Genomic DNA, 22654 nt, shown 5'->3' with positions numbered 1-22654 from the left:
GCACGAAATGAATTATTCATTAAAATAAGATGCATAAAAAAGAAATAGATGGAAACTTTAGGCATGTAGTATGAATTTAACCAGTACAGGAGGATCCAATATGTTCAAATCACCTTTCGGATTAACCTTGGCCGCAGTAGCTTTATTGTTGGCGTTGTCGCCGGAAGCCAGAAATACGGTGCGGAAAATGGCGATCAAAGCAACGGAAACGGCGCTTGACTTATCGGAAAAGACCAAAGAAGCAACAGTGAGCATGAAGAAACAATTTCAATCGGTTGTTGAAGAGGCCCGAAATCAGCAGCCTTCCCCTTGATTTTGCTTAAAGAAACAAACCAGAAAAATGTTTACATTTGGCCTGCAAGTTTTTTTGAAAAATAGGGCAACCTTTCAACAGGATAAGTTGAGCGAAAGTTTACGTTCGCGTGCTTCCATTGTTGTTGGTAATTGGAAATTCAGGAGCTTTTTCTTTCGTTCCATTAAAATCCGCATTCGCAAACTTACATTAACTCCAGGAAGGAGGAACATGGTTTATGTTTGAAGGCATTTCTTTATGGGCAGGAGCTTTGTTTGGTGGGATAACGCAATTTCGGGATACCAGGAATTTGAATCAAGGTGAAATGGATCGTAAAGAATATGCAGTTGAAACGACCGAAAATGTAACCGGTGCGCTAGGCGTGTGGGCAGGTGTCGAATACGGCGGTATGCTCGGCACCACATTAATTCCTGGAGTCGGTACAGCTGTAGGAGCTGTTCTGGGAGGTATACTCGGGGCTAGAGTCGGCAGCACCGTGGGACACGAGGCTGGCAACGCTGTTTTCAATCAAAAGTCGGCTACTATTCAAAGGCTGTCTAACATCACGGAGCCCGTGATAGAGGAAACTAAATCAACGGCAAGGAAAATGGCGGTTAAAGCAACGGAGATGGCGCTCGACTTATCGGAGAAAGCCAAAGAAGCAGCAGCCGGTATGAAGAGGCAATTGCAATCTGTTGTTGAAGAAGCACGAAATCAGCAGCCCTCAAGTTAAAGTGATTAGGATCACTTTTTGCCGGATTTACACTAACTCCAAGAAGGAAGGGAATATTTTATGTATCAAGGCATTTCTGTATTGGCAGGACTTTTGTTTGGGGGTGTAAAGCAATATCAGGATACCAAGAGCTTGAATCAAGGAGAGATATATCGTAAGAAATATGCAGTGGAAACGACCGAGAATATAACCGGTGGGGTCGGCGTCTGGGCAGGTGTGGAATACGGCAGTATGCTCGGCACTACGTTACTTCCGGGATTCGGTACTGTAGCAGGAGCCGTCTTGGGGGGTGTTCTCGGAGCCAAGGTCGGAACCGTCGTCGGACATCAGGCTGGCAGCGCTGTTTTCAAGCAAGGCATGCCTAATTTCATGACGGATTCAGCATCGCAAGAATCAAGGATGTTTAAAGACCCCATGGAACAAGAGAATACAGTTCACGCCATGAATTAGAAAATAAGGACTAATAGGGTCATATTCCCATTAGTCCTTAATCAGCATTATCACACGTATTTCTCCAGCCTTCACCCCTCCGCATGAATATTCCAACCCCGAATGTACATAATAAGCAAATAATTTTCTGAGAAGCTTTTCTTTACGCGAATTAAATAGACTTGATCTTATGATCTGGGAGGGGTGTGAATGATAGAACAAGAATCCGTCATTCATCATTTGGACATAGCAGCCGCGCATCTGGAAAAGGCATTCAACCAGACTAAAGTTGAGGTTCAAAACGAACATTTTCCCATGGAATTGGCGCAAAAATGGTGCGATTTCTTTACTTTATTGTTTGGAAATATGATTCATAGCGAAGCCGATAAATTCTCATTAAAAGCTAAAGAGCAGTCAGCGCCACTAATGAAAGCTAAGGAGAATGTACTACAAGATGGAGCATAATGTAGATTATCATCTGCGAGAAGCATTAAGGCATCTGGAAGCCGCTTTAAATCAAAGCGTGAACACGATCGTTGAAGACAACGGCAAGAAAAAAGAAATCGGTCTAAGCTGGGAACAATTCCTTGGACAATTTATGGGTATGGTCAGAGAGCAAGGGAAAAAGACAAAGATAAATCTCTTAGGCTTGGTTAGCTTTTCCCGAATTCGCTAGTCGACCCTCCACATAAGGTATATAACGCTTAACATCTTTAAGCGGCGGGGCATAGACGTGAAAGGAGATCATGCTTTCATCACGGAGGTTGGCCAGCTCATGAATTTGTTCCGATGGCGCAGTGAAGCATTCGCCTGCTCGAATTTGTTGATAAGCTTCCGGCTGCGGAAAGCCATCTTTGTCCAACGAACAGATCGTATTCATCAGTTCGCCTTCAACAACATATGCACAGCCAACCGACTCACCATGGTCGTGAATAGCTGTTTGTTGATGGCCAGGGATATGGATCACGATGACTTCCAGTTCATCCGTACGAAGCAGCACATTTCGGCCATATGGCAGTTGTTCCGGCTCCGTCTTATAGTTCTTTACCTCACTCAGATGAGGTCCTAACGATAGAATAGCAGCTTTTAACTGATCGATATCGGGTTTTGCCAATTTGCAGAATGTCTGCTCAATTTGACTTATCAGCAATCCAATCTCCTCCTGATGTCTTTATTAGAAAACTTTTTGTTTTCTATAAGAAATTTTGATATAGACTATGCTGCAGAAAGGGGAGAGGTGCCTACCCGCTATGCCCGCTGAACATCGTCATCTATAATCTTTCATAACCTGCTTCATCGTATCGATAAAAGCTTCCGCCGCCTTCGATATATATCTGCCTTTACGGTACGCTATCACTAAGGTTCGAGTCGGCCGCCCTTTTAGAGCTAGATGAATAGGAGCAGGCTCGCTCCAGCTTCGTTTGGAAATCAAAATGGGCACAAAAGCAATCCCCATTCCTGCTGCAACAAGCGATTGCACAGTCTCCATATTGCTGGACTCGAATACAATTTTCGGGGTAAAGCCTTCCTGTTGGCATAGATCCAAGGTTAGCTTGCTGAAGCCTTGACCTTTCTTGAGTCCAATGAAGGACTCCTGCTGCAGCTCTTTGATATCGATCGGCTCTTTCCGGCCTGTGAGTGGATGCTGCGGAGGAACGGCAAGGACGATTTCTTCTACCAGCAAGGTTTCGTAGTAGAGGGAATCTTCCCTTAAAGGCAATGAAAGCAGGCTGATGTCAGTCTGTCCGTTGCTGGTCAGCGTTTCGAGCTGTGACGAGGTTTCCTCAACGAGCGAAATCTCAATCTCCGGATACGCGGCCTGAAAGACCGGTACAACAAATGGAAGAATGGTGGAGCCGGTAATCGGCATGCTCCCTACGACCAGACGCCCTTTTTTCATCTGCGAGATGTCTTCCATTTCTTTTTTCAGCTGCTCGACCTTATCGAGAATGCTTTGGGCTTTTTCCACAAAAAGTGAGCCGGCATGGGTAAGCTCAACCGAATTGGTGCTGCGCTGAAATAGCAGAACTCCGATTTCCTTTTCCAGCTTGGAGAGCTGCTGGCTGAGTGAGGGCTGCGCGATGTGCAGCTTTTCGGCGGCGCGTGAGAAATTCCGTTCGACCGCAATTTGAATCGCGTATTGCAGCTGTCTTAGTTCCATGACAGAGGTATCTCCTTTTTATCAAATGCAGTTTATCGCTATTATATATCAATCACCGTTACTCTTCTACGCACCCATTGGCTGTATTCACAATATGTTAGGTGTATGACACTGAAGAGAGGTGAAATGGATGGCAGTAGTGAAAGCTCGGAATCAGGATGTTGCGCTCCTGGCCAGATTGCTTCGAGCGGAAGCGGAAGGTGAAGGCATTCGGGGGATGCAGCTCGTTGGAAACGTGGGGATCAACCGGATCAGAGCGAACTGCTCCGATTTCAGGGGGCTTCGGACAATCCCGCAGATGGTGTTTCAACCGCATGCATTTGAAGCGACGATACATGGCTTCTTTTATCAATCAGCCCGGGACAAGGAAAAACGTTTAGCCCGGGGATCTATAAATGGTGAAAGGTACTGGCCGGCAAAATTCAGCTTGTGGTACTTCAGGCCCCCGGCAAACTGCCCGTCGACATGGTATAATCAGCCTTTTGTAAGCAGATATAAAAAGCATTGCTTTTACGAACCCAACTCGGCGACCTGTGAACATATTTATCATACGTATTGACAAACAACCCGCTCTCCCATTAATGGAGGGCGGGTTGTTTAATGCCTCAGTACGTTCACTTAATCGCGTCTTTATCATTGACTTCACGGGGCTTCAGCTTACCGTAAGCCAGCAGCTCCGAAACGGAAACAAAACGGTAGCCGCGTTCCTTTAGCTTGGGTAAAATAATCTTCAACGCATCCGCGGTTTGGGTTTGGCCATCCGAATAGTCATGAAACAGCACGATATCTCCATTTCGCGTATCACTCAATACATTTTTTACGATCCTGTTCACCCCGGGTGAACTCCAATCCTTGGTATCCTGATGCCAGGACCACATGATGACTATGTAGCCTTCCTCTTTGGCCATGTTGACGAGCTTTTCATTGTAATAGCCGCCGGGAGGACGGAACAAATGAGATTTCTGTCCAGTAACTTTGAATATCGCGTCATTGGCCTGCAGCAACTCCTGTTTTAATTTGGAAAAGGAGGCACGGTTATTGAAAAAGGTATGGTTATAAGTATGATTCGCAAGCTCATGACCCTCATTTTGCTCTCTTTTCACTATGTCGGGATATCTCTCCACTTTTTTTCCTGTTAAGAAGAAGGTTGCCTTGGCGTCATACTGCTTGAGTAGATCAAGAACACGGGGAGTATTCTCCGGATCGGGACCATCATCGAAAGTCAGTGCAATCACTTTTTCCGAGGTGGGTACCTCCCATACCACTTCCCCTCTGGCTTCATAATAAGCTCTGTCTTTTTTAGGCTTTGCATCAGCAGAGGAACTTAGAAGAAAGGTGCTGACAGCTGCCGTGATCACGATTTTTATGATGAAGTGTTGGATATGAATTCCTCCTGTTTACTGGGGATGTTAGGATTAGGATAACCTAAGCTGCACAAAAAATGCAGTTCGGAAAGCATCGGCTTCATTCTAGAAGTCCAAGCTCCATATAATCATGTTGGCTCATAATTCCATCGATTGGAAGGGAATGTTCCTTTTCGAAGGCTAAGAGTGCTCTTTCGGTTGACGGACCAAATTTTCCGTTACAGGTACCTTTAAAATAACCTGCATTTTGCAGTAAATGTTGGATCAATTGCACATCAGCCCCGCTATCCCCTTTAGCCAATCGTCTGGGTTCCATTTGCGGTTCACCAAGGACGTGACCCAAAATGGTTACACGTGTTCCGATTTCTACAAATTCGTACAGCTGTTCCACATGTTGATTTAACATCCGAATACACCCGTGGCTTGTATCAGTTCCAATGGAATAGGGATTATTGGTACCGTGAATTCCATAGGTTCCCCAAGGAACATCCAACCCAATCCAGCGAGTGCCAAACCCGGATCCCCAATTTCTGGATTTATTTATTACTTTTAAATCCCCTACCGGTGTAGGAGTCTCACGTTTACCTAATGCTATTGGATACGTCTTATAAAGAGCGCCGTTCACAAATAATTTTAAATGATTTTTGAGCGGGTCAATAATGATATAAATGTCATCCTTCTTGATTGGTTTTGCCAGCGTTCCAGAAGGATCAGTCATTGATATGATGAATGACAACAAAAACACAACCGTTAAGATAATTTTTCTCATTTAAATGCTCCAATAAAGTATTTACTTCAGAATTATCTTTCCCAGAAAGCTTGTTAATGATGAAACGATTTGTAAATTCCGACATGGTACTGGCGATAAATCCTATATGTAGGTATAATTTGCTAATTGACATACAATATATTGTGTTGTATATTTGATTAAGGAAATTTTATTTCCTGTTTTTAAACTTTTTTTCATAACCTTTTTATTTCATTGTCCTACCTCTGTTGGGGGTAGGATTTTTTTGTTGATAAGAAAGTATAAGTTTTTCTAAACTTATCTTACTTCGCATCAACTTTGACAAACGCGCTCGTCTTTTAGGACAGCGTAGCCGTTTATCCTAGTATGACTTGCATGTATGCCTTTTGTTTGGTTATAATAGTCAGAACATATGTTCGCTTTCAGGAGGCGATCGGAATGAATAAGTATATCGGTCGAGTGGTGGAAATCATCTATCTGGACAGATTGGGAAAGGTTACACAACGCAAAATTGAGGTTCGGGCGATTAAGGGCAGAGTAGTACGTGCATATTGTTTGCAGCAGCGAGCACCGAGAGTATTTGTAATTGACCGAATCTTGGCCGTAGCACCTATACATTTCAAGGCGGCTGCATATCGGTAATATCGAGAAGCTCATGGGTAATGTAATCCTCCCAATACACCGGAATGCATTATCTTATAGTCTTATCCTATTAAGCTTATAGAAATTATATCTTGGAACTATGAAGCGAAAAGTGATAGGATGACTTTAAAAGATTCGCGAGAGGTGATTGATAAATGAGTAAAAAGACAATGTTTGAGAAGATTTGGGATAATCACGTCATTCATCAAGAAGCAGGCAAGCCAGGCATCTTGTATATTGATTTGCACCTTGTACACGAGGTGACTTCCCCGCAAGCTTTTGAAGGACTGCGCTTAAGCGGACGGCAGGTCCGCAGACCGGATTTGACATTCGCGACGATGGATCACAATGTGCCTACTAAAGACCGTTTCAACATTTCAGATCCGATCTCCAAGCAGCAAATTGATACACTTTCGCAAAATTGCCGCGATTTCGGTGTCACGCTATACGATCTTGACAGCCTGGATCAAGGTGTTGTGCACATCATTGGACCTGAGCTTGGACTTACCCAACCCGGCAAAACGATCGTTTGCGGAGACAGCCATACCTCCACACACGGCGCGTTTGGCGCACTTGCTTTTGGTATCGGTACGAGTGAGGTGGAGCACGTGCTTGCGACTCAAACCTTGCAGCAGTCGAAGGCTAAGACATTGGAAGTACGGATCAACGGCAAGCTGAACCCGGGCGTTACTGCCAAAGATTTGATTCTTGGTGTCATCGCTAAATACGGAACTGATTTTGCAACAGGCTATGTCATTGAATATACGGGCGAAGCCATTCGTGGACTTTCCATGGAAGAGCGTATGACCGTTTGCAACATGTCGATTGAAGGTGGCGCAAGAGCTGGCTTAATCGCTCCTGATGAAACGACTTTCAGCTACCTCCGCGGCCGCGAGTTTGTACCCCAAGGGGCAGCATTTGATGAAGCAGTAGCCGCATGGAAGCATTATGTGACTGATGACGGCGCAGTCTATGACAGTGTGGTGGAATTCGATGCGGATTCCTTGATTCCCCAAGTAACCTGGGGCACAAGCCCGGGCATGGGCACAAACATTAATGCTCTTGTCCCCGATCCGCAGAGCTTCCCAACTGAAAATGAGCGTAAAGCTTCTGAAAAAGCGCTTGAATACATGGGTCTTACACCTGGAACCCGCATGACCGATCTCCGTGTAGATGTTGTATTTATCGGTTCCTGCACAAACGGCCGTATCGAAGATCTTCGCGCTGCAGCCAAGGTAGCTGAAGGCTACAAGGTTTCGCCGAATGTTCAAGCGATTGTTGTACCGGGATCAGGCCGCGTGAAAATTCAAGCGGAAGAAGAAGGCTTGGACCAAATATTTGTCGAAGCGGGCTTTGAATGGCGCGATGCCGGATGCAGCATGTGCCTGGCGATGAATCCGGATTATCTGCTTCCGGGTCAACGCTGCGCATCGACATCCAACCGTAACTTTGAAGGACGCCAAGGCCGAGATGGACGTACGCATCTGGTTTCTCCTGCTATGGCGGCGGCGGCAGCCATTGAAGGGCATTTCGTCGATGTACGTGATTGGAAATTCAAAACTTATCAGCAAGCTTAATATAGAAGTGTAAAGGAGACCTTCAATATGGAAGAATTCAAGCAGCATACAGGCCTGGTTGCACCGGTAGACCGTGTGAACGTCGATACGGATGCGATCATCCCCAAGCAATTTTTAAAAAGGATCGAACGCACAGGATTCGGACAATTTCTTTTCTTTGAATGGAGATGGGATCAAAGCGGTGCGGTTATTCCGGGATTTTCCTTGAACCAACCTCGTTATCAGGGGGCTTCCGTGTTAATTTCCAGAGCCAACTTCGGCTGCGGATCTTCACGTGAGCATGCGCCTTGGGCGATTCAGGATTACGGCTTCAAGGTTATTATCGCTCCGTCTTATGCGGATATTTTTTACAACAACTGCTTCAAGAACGGCATTTTGCCGATTACCCTGTCCGAAGAGCAGGTCGAGGAGCTGTTTCAGCGCACGGCTGCTCATGAAGGCTATAAGCTGAATGTGGATTTGGAAAACAACAAGCTAAGCGATAATTTCGGCCTGGACATCAGCTTTACATTGGATGAGCACCGCCGCCAATTCCTGCTGCAAGGTCTCGACGACATCGGGTTAACGCTTCAGCATGCAGAAAAAATTGCAGCATACGAAGAACAGCATCACGCACGATTAGCATATAAGTAAGTTAACATGGCTGCTCCCTTCAGGACGGGAGCAGCCACTTTTTTTTGGTGTTTAAACAACTGCTTCCTCTAACCCTGCAACAACGCTCTCCCGCAGCGACAACAATTGATATATAAACATCTGCCACTATCGCATAGTGGTATTTTTTGTTGCAACTTTTGCCAGTTTTTCGCGTCTAATCCATATACACATGTCGAATGAAAGGGGTTTTGCGTGAAACCAGATAATAATACATAAGAAACGGCTATTTTTGCTGGATAGGACGTTGTGCCGACCCATATTTTCATTGATCTCATAATTTTTTAACATGATATAGAGGTGAATAATGAAACTTCCTGCAGTTTTATTGGCGCTGTTTGTATGTACGCTGATTTTACCGAGTATGGTTTGGGGTGCGGATGTGCCTATTAAACTGTATATGAATGAAAAGCTTTTGCAGCCAGAAGTAGCTCCGCGTCTTGTTGCAGGCAATACTTTAGTGCCTTTGAAAATCGTCGCAGAAGAATTAGGGGCGAAAGTGAAGTGGGATGAAGCCAAGCGTCAAGTGTCAATAGACAAAGGTGATACCAGCATTCAGCTCACGATCGACAAGCCTAATATCCTGGTCTCAGGCAAAAGCAAGATGCTTGAAGTTGCTCCAATTATAGTTGAAGGCAGCTCCATGCTTCCGTTACGTGTCATTGGTGAGCAATTTGGTGTCCAGTTTAATTGGGATGGACTAACCAGTTCAGTGCATATGTTCAAAAAGGAATCTGCAGCTCCAACTGATTCGATTCCCGATAAACCGCCGATTCCGGAAAACCAGCCAGCAAGTCCAAAGCCGAGTCCAGTGGGTCCAACAGCATCCCCAACCCCGGTTCCGGTAAAGAATGGGCCTCAAATAGAACCGGTAATTCCACCTGCAGAGTCACCTGCGATACCCGCCAATCAACCGGTTAAACTGGTTGAATCTATTGAAACATCCGGCACAGGAATCATAGTGAGGTCCAAAGATGGTATTCTGAAGCCGACCATGTTAAAGCTGGAGAATCCGGATCGAATCGTATTTGATTTGCCCTATTCAGCTTTGGGTGATAATTTGACGAAAAAGCTGACAGGAACGCAAGGCGAGCTCCCATCGAATCACCCGCTCATTCAGAAAATTCGTTTTTCCAATTACAACAGCGTTCCTTCCACAGTACGCATTATTCTGGATTTGAAGGAAAAAGCGGATTTTGAAATCCTCCCGTCTCTTGATCCAAGCATAATGCTTGCCGCGATCAAGAAGCATACGATTAAAGTTGTGATAGATGCCGGTCATGGGGCAAAAGATCCAGGCGCGATTTCCATAACTGGTAAACAAGAGAAGGATTTCAACCTCTCCATGGCGAACAAATTAAATATGCTGCTTTCTGCAGATAAGCGTATTGAGGTGCTCATGACCCGTAATGATGACACATTTGTTGAACTGGATGACAGAGCTAAATTCGCCAATGAGCATCAGGTAGATTTGTTCTTGTCCATTCATGGCAATAAATATGTGCCCAAAATTTCGGGGGTGGAAACTTACTACAGCAGGACGGACAGCATTGCCCTTGCCAACTTGATTCACAAGAATACAGTCGCAGCGACTGGTTTCCCCGATCGTGGCGTCAGGCAAGCGGATTTTCGCGTCATTGCTAAAACAACCATGCCAGCCGTATTAGTTGAAGTCGGGTATTTATCCAACCAAAGTGATGAAGCTTCAATGTTTAAGGACGCATTCCAGAATCAAGTCGCAGCCTCCTTAGCTTCCGCCATCAAAGAATACTTGAACCTCAAATAAGGAGTGAATGAATACTTATGAAAAAGCACCTTTATCAAGGAATTTTAATTTCCAGTTTTATTGCTCTAGCCGTTTCGGGATGTGGACAAAAGCCTGCCACTAATGCAACTCAGCCGACAACAACACCTGTATCAACTCCAGTTGTATCAGCAACACCTGCACCGACACCTGAACTCAAACAGAGCACGGTAAAGGTTTACTTCACAGACAGCAATCAATCGAAGCTCGTTGAAAAAGAAGCAACCGTAACCTATAAGCCGGATGAAGCTCCATATGCTGCGACCCTGAACGCTTTGAAAAAAAGCAGCGACTCCAGTTTGGCATCGCTATTTGCGGGTGTCACTTTTAAAACCGTAGCTTTTGACAAAGCATCCGGCGATTTGAAGCTCGATCTTGGGTTTGGATCCAATACTCAATTGGGTGCTCCAGGAGAGGACTATTTCCTTCAAGCACTCAAAAAAACCGTCTTCCAGTTTCCTGAAGTGAAGACACTTTCCGTGCTCAAGGACGGCCAAAAAGTGGATAGCTTAATGGGACACATGGATCTGCCATATCCGATCAAACGCCCCAACTAATTTATAAATAGAGGAGTCACCCTGTCCATGAAGAAACAGAAGATTGCTAAAGTACTCTTAAGCACAATGATCGTAGTTGGTGCAGCCGCGAGCCCTGTATACGCACAATCAACCACTGATACACCAATAACAACCACCACAACCGTTGCCAGCACAGTCAAACTAAAGTTCCCTGATGTGAAGTCCACGTATTGGGGAGCCAGGCATATCAGCAAGCTGGCGCTTGAAGGCATTATTGAAGGGTATGAGGATGGCAATTACCGTGCTGAAAGCTCGGTGTCGCAGCAGGAAGTTATCGTCATGGCCATTCGCATGATGGGGCTTGAAAGTGAAGTGAAAGCACTCAAAGGGACAACTGTATTCCCAGATTATTTGAAGGTCGATGACTTTTTTAACGGATATGTAGCTGTTGCCTTAAACAAAGGTTTAATTAAGTTGGATGAAGAAAAGCTGCTTCCGAACAACACCAAAACAAAATGGGGAGCCCGCAACGCTAGTCGGGAATGGGTAGCCAAAATTACAATCCGCGCCATCGGACAGCAGGCAACAGCAGACAGCTTGGCATCCGCTCCGACTTCTTTTACCGATAACAGCGACATAGCTTATTCCAATTTAGGCTATATTAATTCTGCTGTTTCATTGAAAATTGTTGACGGCTTTGAAGATGGATCCTTCAAGCCTGGAGGCGCGGTAACGCGTGCACAAATGGCAGCATTCCTCAGCCGCTCGCAAAAAAATCTGGCCTCATTGCCTGCACGTGCAGTAAAGGGATATTTAAACAGCCTTACAAGCGGAAGCATTTCCATTATGGATAAAAACGGGGATATCAGCAATTATACATTATCCAATGATACTGTTTTTTACGGCAACAAGAACGATGACACTATTGTTCCCTCCAGCATCCAGCCATCTTATGAAGTTTCCTTGATTCAAGTTAATGGGACCGCATATTTCGTTGAAGTTTTGAAGGATGAGCTGCAGATGGATGTCCAATCAGGAACTTTGTTCAAGGTAAACCTGAACGATCTTACTCTCACTTATTACAGTGACGTAGTGAAGGATTATGTGCAAAAAGAGTTGGCTGCAGATGTAACGGTTACCGACAAGGATGGCCGTGGTCTGAGTTTGGATTCATTATTGAAAGACAGCATCATTGAGCTAAAAAAGAACAAAATTTCAAAAAGTCCAAAAATCACGCAAATTGTGGTCAAGCAGGTGCCAATCAACAAAAAAGCGGAAGGCACCCTTCAAGTAATTTCAAAGAGCGACAATAAACTCACCCTGCTTGAAGCCTCAACTAATTCAGTTGAAAGCTTTCCAGTTTCCAGTCAAGCGATCATCGCCTCCACGGATAACACTCTGATTAATCTGGACGGGCTGCATGTAGGGGATACGATTTCCTACGATGTGGTAAACAGCCAAATCGCCAGGATTACCGTTAAAAAACAGGTGGATGTTGGTGTTACAGTAGCCGGAACTTTTCAGGATCTTAACTCAGATAAAACCACCATCAATTATATTAAAACAGCAGGTGGAATTCTATCCGCAGACTTTTTAGCAAATAATGTTCAAGTGGTCATCGATGGACTTCCAAACGCAGGATTGTTTGATTTGGAAAAAGGCGATTTAGTCACTTTGGAAAAGCTGAATAATAAAGTAACGAGAATTACGGCTACGAATCGCGCAGTAGCCAACAATTATTTTGCGAAAATAATCAGTTATGATGCACCAACCAAATATCTATTCGTGCAAGACAGTAAGGGCGATCCCCAAGCTTACACACTGACAGATAAAACGATTATCAATTACATGGGCACTTCTTTACCTTTCTCAAATTTTTCCAGCATGTTTACGAGTGGTAAAAGAATTGATTTGAAGGTTTCGAACGGTAAGGTGATCTCGGTTGATTATTCAACTCAGATCGATGGCTCTATAAGCCAACTGAATGTTTCGACGAATGATTTTGCAATCAAGACAAACAGTGGTCAACTGCTTAGCTTCAAGAATATTTATCAGCCCGCTGTTGAAATTCCGAACAAATCCACCAGCACGATTTCTGATCTGCTGGTCGGAGACCCAGTTAGCATTACACTAAGCTATGATCAGAACACGATCAACAAAATTGTTGTAAATAAATCTTTTGCTTACAAAATTGCAATTACCAATACAGCCGCCAATAAGGTTACAGTAGTCAATGATGCTGGAGCACTTGTAACATATGATTTAACTGGGGTTCCACTAGTAAATCAAACTAGTCAATCTGCGGCAGCGATTACGGATTTCACCAAAGATGAATATGTAAAGCTGACCTTTAAGGGTTCAGCTATAGCAAAAGCCGAAGTCGTCACTCCGATTCGCGGTAAAATTACGGCCTTGGATGCGGCCAGCTCCAGTATTACAATTCAGGATTTCAGCGGCAGCAACAAAGTCATCAGTTTTGGCGCGAATTACCTGCTGAAGCAAAACGGCGGAAATGTGGTCAGCTTTGATGCTCTGAAGATCGGCGACCGTGTACAAATTATGAAAGACGCGAGTGATAAGCTGCTGATTCAGGTAGCCAGCTCCGCGCAAAGAGTATTTTCTTTTTATGACAATGTACTGAACCAACTGAATGTACTGCCTGCCGCTTCTTCAGATAAAACCAGATTTAATCTCTATGCCAAAGTGTATATCCATAAAGATACACAATCCATGACTTTAGGCTCGCTTGCGGCCAATGATTCAATATCCATTTATGTAGTGGATGATCAAATTATTGAAATCCAAAAGCAATAATGCATCTTTTTAATCTCATAATCCGTCTGATTAGGTAGAGGGTCTCTACCGCGTCAGGCGGATTTTATTTTTTTCTCATAAAATGTTCGCAAATTCTTAAAGGAAAGGATTGATTCTCCCTCCACAAAACGCTACACTTGAACATATTACACCTAAGGAAAGAGGAATTATGACTCGGAAGCAGGTAAGGTATATACTAGATGTAATCGGTGAAGTGTTCCCGGATGCGCATTGCGAATTAACGCACAGCAATCCGTTTGAATTGACCATTGCCGTACTGCTGTCAGCTCAAGCTACGGACGAAACCGTTAATAAAGTAACGCCGGCTTTGTTTCAAAAATATAAGCTTCCCGAGGATTATTTGTCTGTTTCTTTAGAAGAACTGCAACACGATATTCGGCGAATCGGACTGTTCCGCAATAAAGCAAGTAATATTCAAAAGCTGTGCCAACTGTTGATTGACAAGCATAACGGACAAATACCGAAGACGCATGAGTCACTGGTTGAGCTGCCCGGAGTTGGAAGGAAGACGGCCAATGTTGTCGTATCCACCGCTTTTGGAGTTCCAGCGATTGCGGTTGATACTCATGTGGAGAGAGTTTCCAAAAGGCTGGGATTAGCCGGATGGGACGATTCGGTGCTTGAAGTCGAGAAAAAGCTGATGAAGGCCGTGCCGCGAGAGGAATGGACGCTGACACATCATCGATTCATCTTTTTTGGCAGATATCACTGTAAAGCGCAAAACCCGCAATGTGAAATTTGTCCTCTTCTGGACATATGCAGAGAAGGCAAAAAGCGTATGAAAGCAAGCATTTCCAGAAAGACTAGCTCAAGTAAGAAAACAGATGAACTATGAAAAGTAGATAAAGGATGGGATAGAAATGAAATGCATCGCAGTGTATACGAACAATTTTGAGGTATTTTCCGATATTTATGAGCAGATCATCAATACGCCTTTTAAAGATAACGAAGAGAGGGAAATCGAGGGTGTGACGGTCAGTGAAGCTGGCGAAGTGCCGCAAAACTACATAGACCGGATGAAAATCAAACCAGAAGTCGTTGTGATGAAGGTCAAGGAAAAGGATATTACCATCCTCCAGCACAAGCACATCTTCGAAATCTTTTTGCCGGAAAAAGAAAAGGCATTACAATCCTAAATCTCCCTAGCGGAGATTTTTTGTTAGCGATAAGGGAGAATTGAACCATGATGAATAAAGCTGTCGGCGGCGAATTACGGATGTCCGATGCGCTGCACCGCATCCAAGAGGAACTGCAGGAAGCCGGCGACCTTAACAACGCAGGTAAAATGCAAGAACTGCTTGATAAAATAAGCTCCAATCGGATGAACATTGCTTTTTGCGGACACTTCTCGGCGGGAAAGTCGACGATCATCAATCAGTTATGCGGCCATCCGCTGCTGCCGTCCAGCCCGATTCCAACGAGCGCCAATATTGTAAGCATCCGCAATGGGGTGTCCGGCGCTAGTGTGACCCATAAGCTGAGCGGGGAAGAGGAACGGATAGAACTGGAACAACTGGATAAGTATGCTGTGAATGGAACCGATATTGAACATGTAGAGATAACCTATCCACTGCCGTTTCTCGGTGAGCATACGGCATTCCTGGATACACCAGGAATTGATTCGACAGACCATGCGCATGAGCAGTCGACCAAATCGGCGCTGCATCTGGCGGATGTAGTTTTTTACATCATGGACTATAACCATGTGCAGTCGGAAATCAATTTGGCTTTCACTAAGAAGATGAAGGAGTGGGGCAAGCCGCTTTATCTTATTGTGAACATGATCGATAAGCATAAGGAGCATGAGTTGCCTTTTCCGCAGTATCAGGAAGGAACCTTGCAAGCTTTTCGCAGTTGGGGCATTGAACCTGACGGGATTTTGTATGTCACGATGAAGCAGCAGGATCACCCGCAGAACGAGTGGAAGAAGCTCCGCTATCTGCTTCGAGCGTTAATGGAACGCGGTGAGGAGCTTCGTCTTTACAGCATAGATGCGTCATCTCGCTATTTGATTGGCGAGCATGGCGAGTGGTGTGCGGAGCAAAACGAGCCCGTTAAGGCCGAGCTGCGCGAAGCCATGGGCTCAGCGGCCGAAACAGAGGCAGTGAGACAAGAGGCTGAAGCGGTGCGGTTCGAGCTGGACAGGCTGCACAGACTGCCCGAAGAGTTGGTTACAGGCGTACGCAAACAGATAAGCAGCATTATTGATAATGCGAATATTACCCCGGCGTTGACGCGGGTTCGGGCTGAGGCTTACCTGCAAAGCCGTAAGCCTGGGTTTAAGACAGGGCTGTTTGCGAGAGCTGCGCAAACGGCTGCCGAAATAGAGAAACGCCTGCTGGCGTTTCAATTGGATCTGGCTGAACAGGTTGAGGCTCAGCTCGATTGGCATTTGCGGGATGCCTTGACCAAGGCGACCGGTACGTATGGGCTTCCAGCGAAGCCGCTAACGGCGGAGATCGAAGCACTTCATATCGACGTGACGCCGCAGTGGCTTGCGGAGCAGGTGAATCCGGGAGCGGTGTTCGGCGGAGAGTACACGATTAACTATACGAAGCAGGTCGCTGCTGAAGTCAAGCAGCTGTACCGCAAGCGTGCCTATGCGGTCATCGATCTGCTCGCGGCCGAGTGCCGCGAGCAATCCACGCAAGCCGCAAGCGGGCTTGCGGCGCAATTGGCGGCGCTGGAGGGCCAGCTCAGCGCCTACAGGCAGCTGCAGCGGCTCGAGCACGACGAAGCCGCCGCGCAGCGCGAGCTGCTGCAAATCGCAAGCTGGCGGAAGCCTCTTCCGCCGGCTCTGCCGGATTTGCAGCAGTTCGCGGCCATCGAGGACCAAGCAGCAGCCCCGCTGGGCGGGGAGCTGTACGTGTCCTCGATGGACACGATCCTGGCTGCCGCCGGGGCCTCGGCAGCCTTGGGCGCGGCCGCGCAGCCGGAGGCCGCAGCCTTTGGCGTTAGCGTGTTCACGGACGGTGAACACGGAGGGCGCTTGGAGCGCAAAGCCGCAGCCCTGCTGGCGGCTTCGAGCCTGATCGAGGCGCAGCCGGCGATGGGCTCGATAGCGCGCTCCCTGCGCGGCAAGGCAGAACGTCTGCGCCAGCGGACGTTCACGATCGCGTTGTTCGGCGCCTTCAGCGCCGGCAAATCGTCGTTCGCCAACGCACTGATGGGCGAACGGATTTTGCCGGTGTCGCCGAACCCGACCACGGCGGCGATCAATCGGATTGTGCCGCCGGAGGAAGGATGGCCGCATGGCACGGCCCGAGTCAAAATGAAAACAGCGGACGTCATCCTGCAGGACGTCATGTACTCACTGGATCTGCTCGGTGTAACGGTCCAAGATATGCCAAGCGCTTTGGATTGTATTCGGGATTTGTCTCCTTCACAGATAACTGTGAAAGGTAAACCCCACTATTCGTTTCTAAGAGCTGTGGAGAAAGGCTGGAACGAAGCCAGTCCGAACATCGGGCAGGATTTACGGATTACCAAGGAACAATTTCCGGAGTATGTGGCGGACGAGACCAAGTCCTGCTTCGTGGAAAGAATTGAGTTGTTCTATGCGAACCCTTTAACGGACCTCGGTATCATTTTGGTCGATACACCCGGAGCTGATTCGATCAATGCACGCCATACGGGAGTAGCTTTTAATTACATCAAAAATGCCGACGCCATCCTTTTCGTGACCTATTACAATCATGCCTTTTCCGGGGCTGATCGAGAATTTCTACTGCAGCTGGGACGCGTGAAAGACAGCTTTGAAATGGATAAAATGTTTTTCATCGTCAATGCGTCTGATCTGGCCTCAACGCAGGAAGAGCTGAGTGGAGTCGTTCAGCATGTGACAAACAATTTGCTCCAGCATGGTATTCGCCATCCGCGCATTTATCCCATATCCAGCTATCTGGCGGCTGAAGGAAAAATAAACGGCAGCGAAGAGCAGATTCAGCAATCGGGAATTCGCCCCTTCGAAGCGGATTTTGTGTGTTTTACTTATGATGAGTTAAGTGAAATCGCCATTCATGCGGCAGACAGAGAGCTCTCACGTGCCATTCATATCATGGCTCAGTGGATTCAAAGCTCACAGGAAGGCGAAGATCAGCGCAATCAACGGATAACGCAATTAAAACTGGCGGAGCAGCAAGTGCACACGTATTTGGAGAACTCCGATATTGTGACGGAAATCAAGGAATTGAGCAAAGAAATTCAAGAGCTGCTGTATTATGTAAAACAACGCACCCTGTTTCGTTTTGGAGAATTGTACAGGCTGGCCTTCAATCCCTCTTCCTTCCGGGAGGCGTCTTTGGATCCGAAGCAAGTTTTGATATCCGCATGGAAAGAACTGCAGGGCATGATCGCCCATGATTTGTCGCAAGAGGTACTGGCAACTACACTGCGCGTGGAGAATCGGATCAATCTACTTGCGGCCAAGAGATTTAAGGAATGGGAACAACAAATAAGCAACCGGTTGGACGGATATGAATCGAGCGCTTATGAATCTCAGCCCTTCGTGACACCCGAAGTTCTCGCCGGATTGGAAATGCCTGAGGTACCCTCCAAGCTCATGATGGGTTTGTTCAAAAATGCGAAGCACTTTTTTGAAGGCGAAGGCAAGGACCAGCTCCGGTCAGAGCTGGAAAGCCGAATGAACGAGCCAGTAGCCGAGCAGCTGGAAAAGCAAAGAAAAGAACTGGAGCAAGCATATGTGATTCAGATGCAGAATTGGCTGCAAGAATTAAAAGAGCTGCACCAACGGCAGCTGTCTGAACATGTACACGGACTGCACGACGCATTAGAGATGAAAGTAGATGTCAATGTGTTAAATGCGATACAACAACAATTGAAAGAATTACTGAATTAGGAAAAACATTGGCTTAAGGGTCAATGTTTTTTCTTCTTTGATAAATTCTAAACTTATCTTGCTTCGCATCAAACTTGACAAACGCGCTCGTCATTTAGGATGCTTTTCAGGTTAAAAAAGCGGTCATTCTTTTACCTCTATAAAGTGATTTATTTCACTTACTAAATTGGGAATGAAAGCGATTCCATTTAAGAGGAAAAAGATCATATGGAAGGATAGATTCGATTATAACCTTATTTTGGCTGTATATGCGTATTTATGCTATGATATACTGCTATCCTCTGATTGCTCACCGGGATGGATGATGTTACTATTCATAAAGAATCAAAGTAACCTATTTTAGCAACAATTCAGCTCAATTTGACCTTCATGAGGAGGCTACTTTCAAGTGGAAGTGTTTAAGCAGTTAAAATCTTTTTATTGGCCTGAACGAAAGCTGTTGTTCGCCTCAATATTTTGTTTGATGATGACAACGGCGTTAGGCCTGGTCTACCCGAATTTACTTCGTTATTTGATTGATGAAGTGATCACGAAGCGTAGATTCGAAGTGGTACCCATGCTTTCCCTGCTTGTGATAGGCGTGGTTTCCGTCAAAGCAATGTTTCAATTTTTTCATGGATTTACCGGGGGGCGTATTGGTAATAAAGTAGCTTTCAGCTTGAGGAATGAACTCTATAACAAGCTTCAATACTTATCATTTCAATATTACGATCAAGCGAGAACAGGGGATCTGATGTCCCGATTGACTGCAGATCTGGAAGGCATTCGTCAGTTTATCGGCTTTGGTTTTGCCCAAATTCTTAACGTCTTCCTGATGCTGACATTCGGGATGGCCATGATGTTCACCATCAGTTGGCAGTTAACGCTTATAACCATGTCAGCCATGCCATTTCTGGCTTTTACGGCTATTCGCTTCGAGGGCAAAATTCATCCGGCTTTCCGGATGGTGCGGCAATCCATGAGCACGATGACTACAGCCGTTCAAGAAAATATTACGGGTGTGCGCACAGTTAAATCCTTTGCCAGAGAGCCGCACGAAGTTGATAAGTTTTCGATTCGCAATAACGATTTCAGAACGAATAATATCAGTACGGCCAGCATTTGGGCCAAATATTTTCCTGTCATGGAAGTACTCGCTAATCTAAGTGTTGTCATTTTGCTGGGCGCGGGCGGATACATGGTCATCCAGAGTAAATTGACGCTCGGTGAGCTTGTTGCTTTTTTCAGTTTAATTTGGTACATCATTGGCCCCATGTGGGGACTCGGATTTCATATCAACAACTTTACGCAAGCCAAAGCTTCAGGTGAAAAAATTCTCGAAATTCTTCATCAATATGTCCATGTCAAGGATGGAGCCCAAGCATCTGATCTGAGCAGCTCGGATGTGAAAGGGCATGTTGTTTTCGATCACGTTACTTTTGCTTATACAGAACAACAGCCATCTTTGTTTGATTTTTCAGTGGATGCTCCAGTCGGATCAGTCATTGGGTTGCTGGGAGGTACCGGCTCTGGAAAAACTACGGTCGTTAACCTTTTAATGAGAGCCTACAATGTAAAAGAAGGCGCAATCCTGCTGGATGGCGTGGATATTCGAAATATTAAGGTTGAGAGCCTGCGCCAGCAAGTAGCTACCGTTTTTCAGGAAACCTTCCTGTTCTCTTCCACTATTCGCAATAACATATCCTATGGACGCAAAAATGTATCCATGGACGAAATTATTCGTGCTGCCAAGCTGGCTAAAGCGCATGATTTTATCATGGAGCTGCCTGAAGGCTACGACACGATCGTAGGTGAGCGCGGTCTCGGGCTTTCCGGTGGACAAAAGCAGCGGATTGCAATTGCTCGAGCGTTGATTAAAGATCCGAAAATTCTCATTTTGGACGATGCTACCAGCGCCGTAGATATGGAGACCGAGCACCAGATTCAATCCGGCTTTAAGGAAGTTATGCAAGGCCGCACGACCTTTATTATTGCCCATAGAATATCCTCGCTGAAGCACGCGGATGAGATCATCGTGCTCGATCGCGGACGGATAGTGCAAAGAGGGAAGCATCAAGAACTGCTTGAGCAGGCGGGCCCTTATCTGGACACCTATAACATTCAATATTCGGACCAACCGAACAAAGTAAATCAATTACCTCTTTCAGAAAGAAGGTTAGCCAATTGAGTGTCTCGATAAAAACGAGCGGCGAACCTGCTGGTTCGGAAGCAAAGCAGCAGCAAGAACAGCAACAGCAACAGCAACAGCAGCGTTTTATATACCAGGATGACGAGCTGCTGGATAAGCCTTTTGATTGGAAGCAAGTAAAACGTTTGGGCAGCTATATGAGGCCTTATGCTAAACAAATTCTACCGATCATTATCATCATGATGATTGTTGGGGCTATAACGAAATTGACCGTTCCCCTGCTGATCAGTTATTCGATTGACCATGCGATTAAAGGCAAGGATAGCAAGCTTCTGTTCCTGTTGGTAGGGATCATGCTGGCTGTGTATGTGATTCAATGGGCAGCCAATAGCTTCCGCATTCGATACACGAACATGATCGGGCAGAAAGTGATTTTTGATCTACGCCATGAGCTTTTCAGCCATATTCAGTTGCTTTCCTTTCGTTTTTTTGATAAAAGGCCAGCAGGCTCGGTGCTCGTCAGAGTGACCAATTATGTAAACTCACTGCAAGAATTATTTACGAACGGCGTAGTCAATTTGATGATTGACTGTGTTCAGCTGGTTGGGATTATGGTCATTCTACTCGCTATCAACGTCAAGCTTGGTGCGGCGATCATTATTACGGTACCTTTAATGTTTCTTGTTTCAACCAAACTGCGCAAAACTATTCGTAAAGCCTGGCAGGTCGTAACCATAAAGCAATCCAGAATCAACTCCCATTTAAATGAATGTATCCAAGGCATACGAGTTACACAGGCCTATACGCAGGAAAAGGAAAACATTGTTTTTTTCGATAATATGAATATGGATAACCGGCTTAGCTGGAATAAAGCGTCCATGTTAAATCAAACATTCGGTCCGATTATTGAAGTGACGGGAGCATTAGGGTATTGCATTCTGTTTTGGTTAGGCGCTACTTTAATCCAGTCGCAGGAAATCACTATAGGTTTGCTAGTTGCTTTCGCCACCTATATCGGTTACTTCTGGGAGCCCATCAACCGCATGGGACAAATGTACTCTCAATTGCTGATCGCAATGGCCTCTGCAGAGCGGATTTTTGAAACGATCGATGAAGTGCCGTCCGTTGCCGAGTTGCCTAATGCGAAGAAGCTGAAGAGCATCAAAGGTAATGTCACTTTTGACAATCTGGTGTTTGAGTACGAGCCGGGCCGTCCCGCATTGAAAGGGATTAGCTTGGACGTTGAAGCTGGACAATCCATCGCATTGGTCGGGCATACCGGTTCCGGCAAAAGCACTATTATGAATCTTTTATGCCGATTCTATGATCCCGTAGAGGGAAGAGTGCTTATAGACGGTCAGGATATCCGTCATGTTACGTTAAACAGCTTGCGCTCACAAATTGGCGTCGTGCTGCAGGATACTTTTATTTTTTCGGGAACGATCCGCGACAATATTCGATTTGGCCGTTTGAATGCGACGGATGAAGAAGTTGAGCTAGCTGCCAAAGCGGTTCATGCCTTTGATTTTATTACAAATTTGCCAAATGGCTTTGATACGGAGGTACAGGAGCGGGGAAATGTGCTGTCAATGGGACAGCGGCAGCTGATTTCCTTTGCCAGAGCGCTGCTCGCAGATCCGCAAATTCTCATCCTGGATGAAGCAACTGCCAGCATCGATACCGAAACGGAACTGAAGATCCAGGAGGCGTTAAAGACGCTCCTGGCTGGCCGGACCTCATTCATCGTGGCGCATCGCCTTTCAACGATTCGCAGTGCCGACAAAATCATCGTGCTGGATCACGGCAAAGTGATGGAAAGCGGCGATCACGAGCAGCTGATGCAGCAGCAAAAAATCTACCACGGGCTGATCCAAGCTCAGTATAAGTTTTTGGATGCGATCTAACCAAGATAAT

Annotated in this window: 21 protein-coding genes; 17 read left to right on the top strand and 4 right to left on the bottom strand. The window is 45.8% G+C overall.

What is annotated here, in order from left to right:
- The first annotated feature begins 100 nt into the window (after positions 1-100).
- The 5 genes from BLV33_RS06610 (at position 101) to BLV33_RS06590 (ending at position 2130) form a co-directional block, all read left to right on the top strand.
- A complete protein-coding gene (locus BLV33_RS06610) occupies positions 101-313 on the top strand; it encodes a hypothetical protein (RefSeq protein ID WP_090789398.1) in 213 nt (70 codons plus the stop codon).
- 217 nt (positions 314-530) lie between these two features.
- Positions 531-1025, top strand: coding sequence for a hypothetical protein (locus BLV33_RS29660; protein WP_216234718.1), 495 nt, complete (start codon positions 531-533; stop codon positions 1023-1025).
- 60 nt (positions 1026-1085) lie between these two features.
- The gene (locus BLV33_RS06600) at positions 1086-1475 is read left to right on the top strand and encodes a hypothetical protein (RefSeq protein WP_216234716.1); all 390 of its coding nucleotides are present in this window, start codon (positions 1086-1088) and stop codon (positions 1473-1475) included.
- Positions 1476-1664: 189 nt separating this feature from the next.
- Positions 1665-1919 (top strand): hypothetical protein, encoded by a 255-nt coding sequence (locus BLV33_RS06595; RefSeq protein ID WP_090789396.1) that lies wholly within the window; start codon positions 1665-1667, stop codon positions 1917-1919.
- A complete protein-coding gene (locus tag BLV33_RS06590; RefSeq protein WP_090789394.1) occupies positions 1909-2130 on the top strand; it encodes a hypothetical protein in 222 nt (73 codons plus the stop codon). Before BLV33_RS06595 ends, BLV33_RS06590 begins: the two co-directional genes overlap by 11 nt.
- Here BLV33_RS06590 and BLV33_RS06585 read toward each other — a convergent pair.
- Together BLV33_RS06585 and BLV33_RS06580 are read right to left on the bottom strand one after the other, a co-directional pair.
- Entirely contained in the window at positions 2098-2604 is a 507-nt protein-coding gene (locus BLV33_RS06585) for a cysteine dioxygenase (RefSeq protein ID WP_171909037.1), read from the bottom strand. The two genes, BLV33_RS06590 and BLV33_RS06585, sit on opposite strands and share 33 nt — an antisense overlap.
- A gap of 117 nt (positions 2605-2721) precedes the next feature.
- Positions 2722-3615 carry a LysR family transcriptional regulator gene (locus BLV33_RS06580; RefSeq protein ID WP_090789390.1) on the bottom strand — a complete coding sequence of 298 codons (894 nt, stop codon included), beginning with the start codon at positions 3613-3615 and terminating at the stop codon, positions 2722-2724.
- A 130-nt stretch (positions 3616-3745) separates the two neighbouring features.
- Here BLV33_RS06580 and BLV33_RS06575 point away from each other — a divergent pair, with 130 nt between their 5' ends.
- Entirely contained in the window at positions 3746-4174 is a 429-nt protein-coding gene (locus BLV33_RS06575; protein ID WP_090789388.1) for a cell wall hydrolase, read from the top strand.
- Between the two features lie 55 nt (positions 4175-4229).
- On the opposite strand, the gene BLV33_RS06570 is transcribed toward BLV33_RS06575, so the two are convergent.
- Entirely contained in the window at positions 4230-4973 is a 744-nt protein-coding gene (locus BLV33_RS06570; protein ID WP_253186991.1) for a polysaccharide deacetylase family protein, read from the bottom strand.
- A gap of 106 nt (positions 4974-5079) precedes the next feature.
- Positions 5080-5748, bottom strand: coding sequence for a L,D-transpeptidase family protein (locus BLV33_RS06565; protein ID WP_090789385.1), 669 nt, complete (start codon positions 5746-5748; stop codon positions 5080-5082).
- Positions 5749-6165: 417 nt separating this feature from the next.
- Here BLV33_RS06565 and BLV33_RS06560 point away from each other — a divergent pair, with 417 nt between their 5' ends.
- The 11 genes from BLV33_RS06560 (at position 6166) to BLV33_RS06510 (ending at position 22644) form a co-directional block, all read left to right on the top strand.
- Positions 6166-6369 (top strand): hypothetical protein, encoded by a 204-nt coding sequence (locus tag BLV33_RS06560; RefSeq protein ID WP_090789384.1) that lies wholly within the window; start codon positions 6166-6168, stop codon positions 6367-6369.
- 155 nt (positions 6370-6524) lie between these two features.
- The gene (gene leuC, locus BLV33_RS06555) at positions 6525-7946 is read left to right on the top strand and encodes a 3-isopropylmalate dehydratase large subunit (RefSeq protein WP_090789383.1); all 1422 of its coding nucleotides are present in this window, start codon (positions 6525-6527) and stop codon (positions 7944-7946) included.
- A gap of 27 nt (positions 7947-7973) precedes the next feature.
- A complete protein-coding gene (gene leuD, locus BLV33_RS06550) occupies positions 7974-8579 on the top strand; it encodes a 3-isopropylmalate dehydratase small subunit (RefSeq protein ID WP_090789381.1) in 606 nt (201 codons plus the stop codon).
- Between the two features lie 325 nt (positions 8580-8904).
- Entirely contained in the window at positions 8905-10383 is a 1479-nt protein-coding gene (locus tag BLV33_RS06545) for an N-acetylmuramoyl-L-alanine amidase family protein (RefSeq protein ID WP_090789379.1), read from the top strand.
- A 17-nt stretch (positions 10384-10400) separates the two neighbouring features.
- Positions 10401-10958: a GerMN domain-containing protein gene (locus BLV33_RS06540; RefSeq protein WP_090789377.1), complete on the top strand. Its 558-nt coding sequence runs from the start codon at positions 10401-10403 to the stop codon at positions 10956-10958.
- A gap of 27 nt (positions 10959-10985) precedes the next feature.
- A complete protein-coding gene (locus tag BLV33_RS06535; RefSeq protein ID WP_090789375.1) occupies positions 10986-13733 on the top strand; it encodes an S-layer homology domain-containing protein in 2748 nt (915 codons plus the stop codon).
- Positions 13734-13902: 169 nt separating this feature from the next.
- Positions 13903-14589, top strand: a complete 687-nt coding sequence (gene nth, locus BLV33_RS06530) for an endonuclease III (protein WP_090789373.1) — start codon at positions 13903-13905, stop codon at positions 14587-14589.
- A 25-nt stretch (positions 14590-14614) separates the two neighbouring features.
- Complete coding sequence (locus BLV33_RS06525) at positions 14615-14890, top strand: NAD/NADP transhydrogenase alpha subunit (protein WP_090789371.1); 276 nt, start codon at positions 14615-14617, stop codon at positions 14888-14890.
- Positions 14891-14937: 47 nt separating this feature from the next.
- On the top strand, positions 14938-18612 hold the full coding sequence (locus BLV33_RS06520) for a dynamin family protein (RefSeq protein WP_090789369.1): 3675 nt from the start codon (positions 14938-14940) through the stop codon (positions 18610-18612).
- A 388-nt stretch (positions 18613-19000) separates the two neighbouring features.
- A complete protein-coding gene (locus BLV33_RS06515) occupies positions 19001-20779 on the top strand; it encodes an ABC transporter ATP-binding protein (RefSeq protein ID WP_090789367.1) in 1779 nt (592 codons plus the stop codon).
- An 89-nt stretch (positions 20780-20868) separates the two neighbouring features.
- The gene (locus BLV33_RS06510) at positions 20869-22644 is read left to right on the top strand and encodes an ABC transporter ATP-binding protein (RefSeq protein ID WP_253187214.1); all 1776 of its coding nucleotides are present in this window, start codon (positions 20869-20871) and stop codon (positions 22642-22644) included.
- Positions 22645-22654: the final 10 nt, after the last annotated feature.

It is taken from the genome of Paenibacillus sp. GP183 (assembly GCF_900104695.1).
Taxonomy (GTDB): domain Bacteria; phylum Bacillota; class Bacilli; order Paenibacillales; family NBRC-103111; genus Paenibacillus_AI.
Note: the sequence above shows the minus strand (reverse complement) of the source record. Positions and strands in the feature narration are given on the sequence as shown.

Excerpts from the sequence above, each read along its gene's own strand:
- BLV33_RS06545 (WP_090789379.1), top strand. The coding sequence starts at position 8,905 with ATGAAACTTCCTGCAGTTTTATTGGCGCTGTTTGTATGTACGCTGATT.
- BLV33_RS06580 (WP_090789390.1), bottom strand. The coding sequence starts at position 3,615 with ATGGAACTAAGACAGCTGCAATACGCGATTCAAATTGCGGTCGAACGG.
- BLV33_RS06600 (WP_216234716.1), top strand. The coding sequence starts at position 1,086 with ATGTATCAAGGCATTTCTGTATTGGCAGGACTTTTGTTTGGGGGTGTA.
- BLV33_RS06575 (WP_090789388.1), top strand. The coding sequence starts at position 3,746 with ATGGCAGTAGTGAAAGCTCGGAATCAGGATGTTGCGCTCCTGGCCAGA.
- nth (WP_090789373.1), top strand. The coding sequence starts at position 13,903 with ATGACTCGGAAGCAGGTAAGGTATATACTAGATGTAATCGGTGAAGTG.
- BLV33_RS06540 (WP_090789377.1), top strand. The coding sequence starts at position 10,401 with ATGAAAAAGCACCTTTATCAAGGAATTTTAATTTCCAGTTTTATTGCT.
- BLV33_RS06560 (WP_090789384.1), top strand. The coding sequence starts at position 6,166 with ATGAATAAGTATATCGGTCGAGTGGTGGAAATCATCTATCTGGACAGA.
- BLV33_RS06525 (WP_090789371.1), top strand. The coding sequence starts at position 14,615 with ATGAAATGCATCGCAGTGTATACGAACAATTTTGAGGTATTTTCCGAT.
- BLV33_RS06610 (WP_090789398.1), top strand. The coding sequence starts at position 101 with ATGTTCAAATCACCTTTCGGATTAACCTTGGCCGCAGTAGCTTTATTG.
- BLV33_RS06565 (WP_090789385.1), bottom strand. The coding sequence starts at position 5,748 with ATGAGAAAAATTATCTTAACGGTTGTGTTTTTGTTGTCATTCATCATA.
- BLV33_RS29660 (WP_216234718.1), top strand. The coding sequence starts at position 531 with ATGTTTGAAGGCATTTCTTTATGGGCAGGAGCTTTGTTTGGTGGGATA.
- leuC (WP_090789383.1), top strand. The coding sequence starts at position 6,525 with ATGAGTAAAAAGACAATGTTTGAGAAGATTTGGGATAATCACGTCATT.
- BLV33_RS06595 (WP_090789396.1), top strand. The coding sequence starts at position 1,665 with ATGATAGAACAAGAATCCGTCATTCATCATTTGGACATAGCAGCCGCG.
- BLV33_RS06590 (WP_090789394.1), top strand. The coding sequence starts at position 1,909 with ATGGAGCATAATGTAGATTATCATCTGCGAGAAGCATTAAGGCATCTG.
- BLV33_RS06535 (WP_090789375.1), top strand. The coding sequence starts at position 10,986 with ATGAAGAAACAGAAGATTGCTAAAGTACTCTTAAGCACAATGATCGTA.
- BLV33_RS06520 (WP_090789369.1), top strand. The coding sequence starts at position 14,938 with ATGATGAATAAAGCTGTCGGCGGCGAATTACGGATGTCCGATGCGCTG.
- leuD (WP_090789381.1), top strand. The coding sequence starts at position 7,974 with ATGGAAGAATTCAAGCAGCATACAGGCCTGGTTGCACCGGTAGACCGT.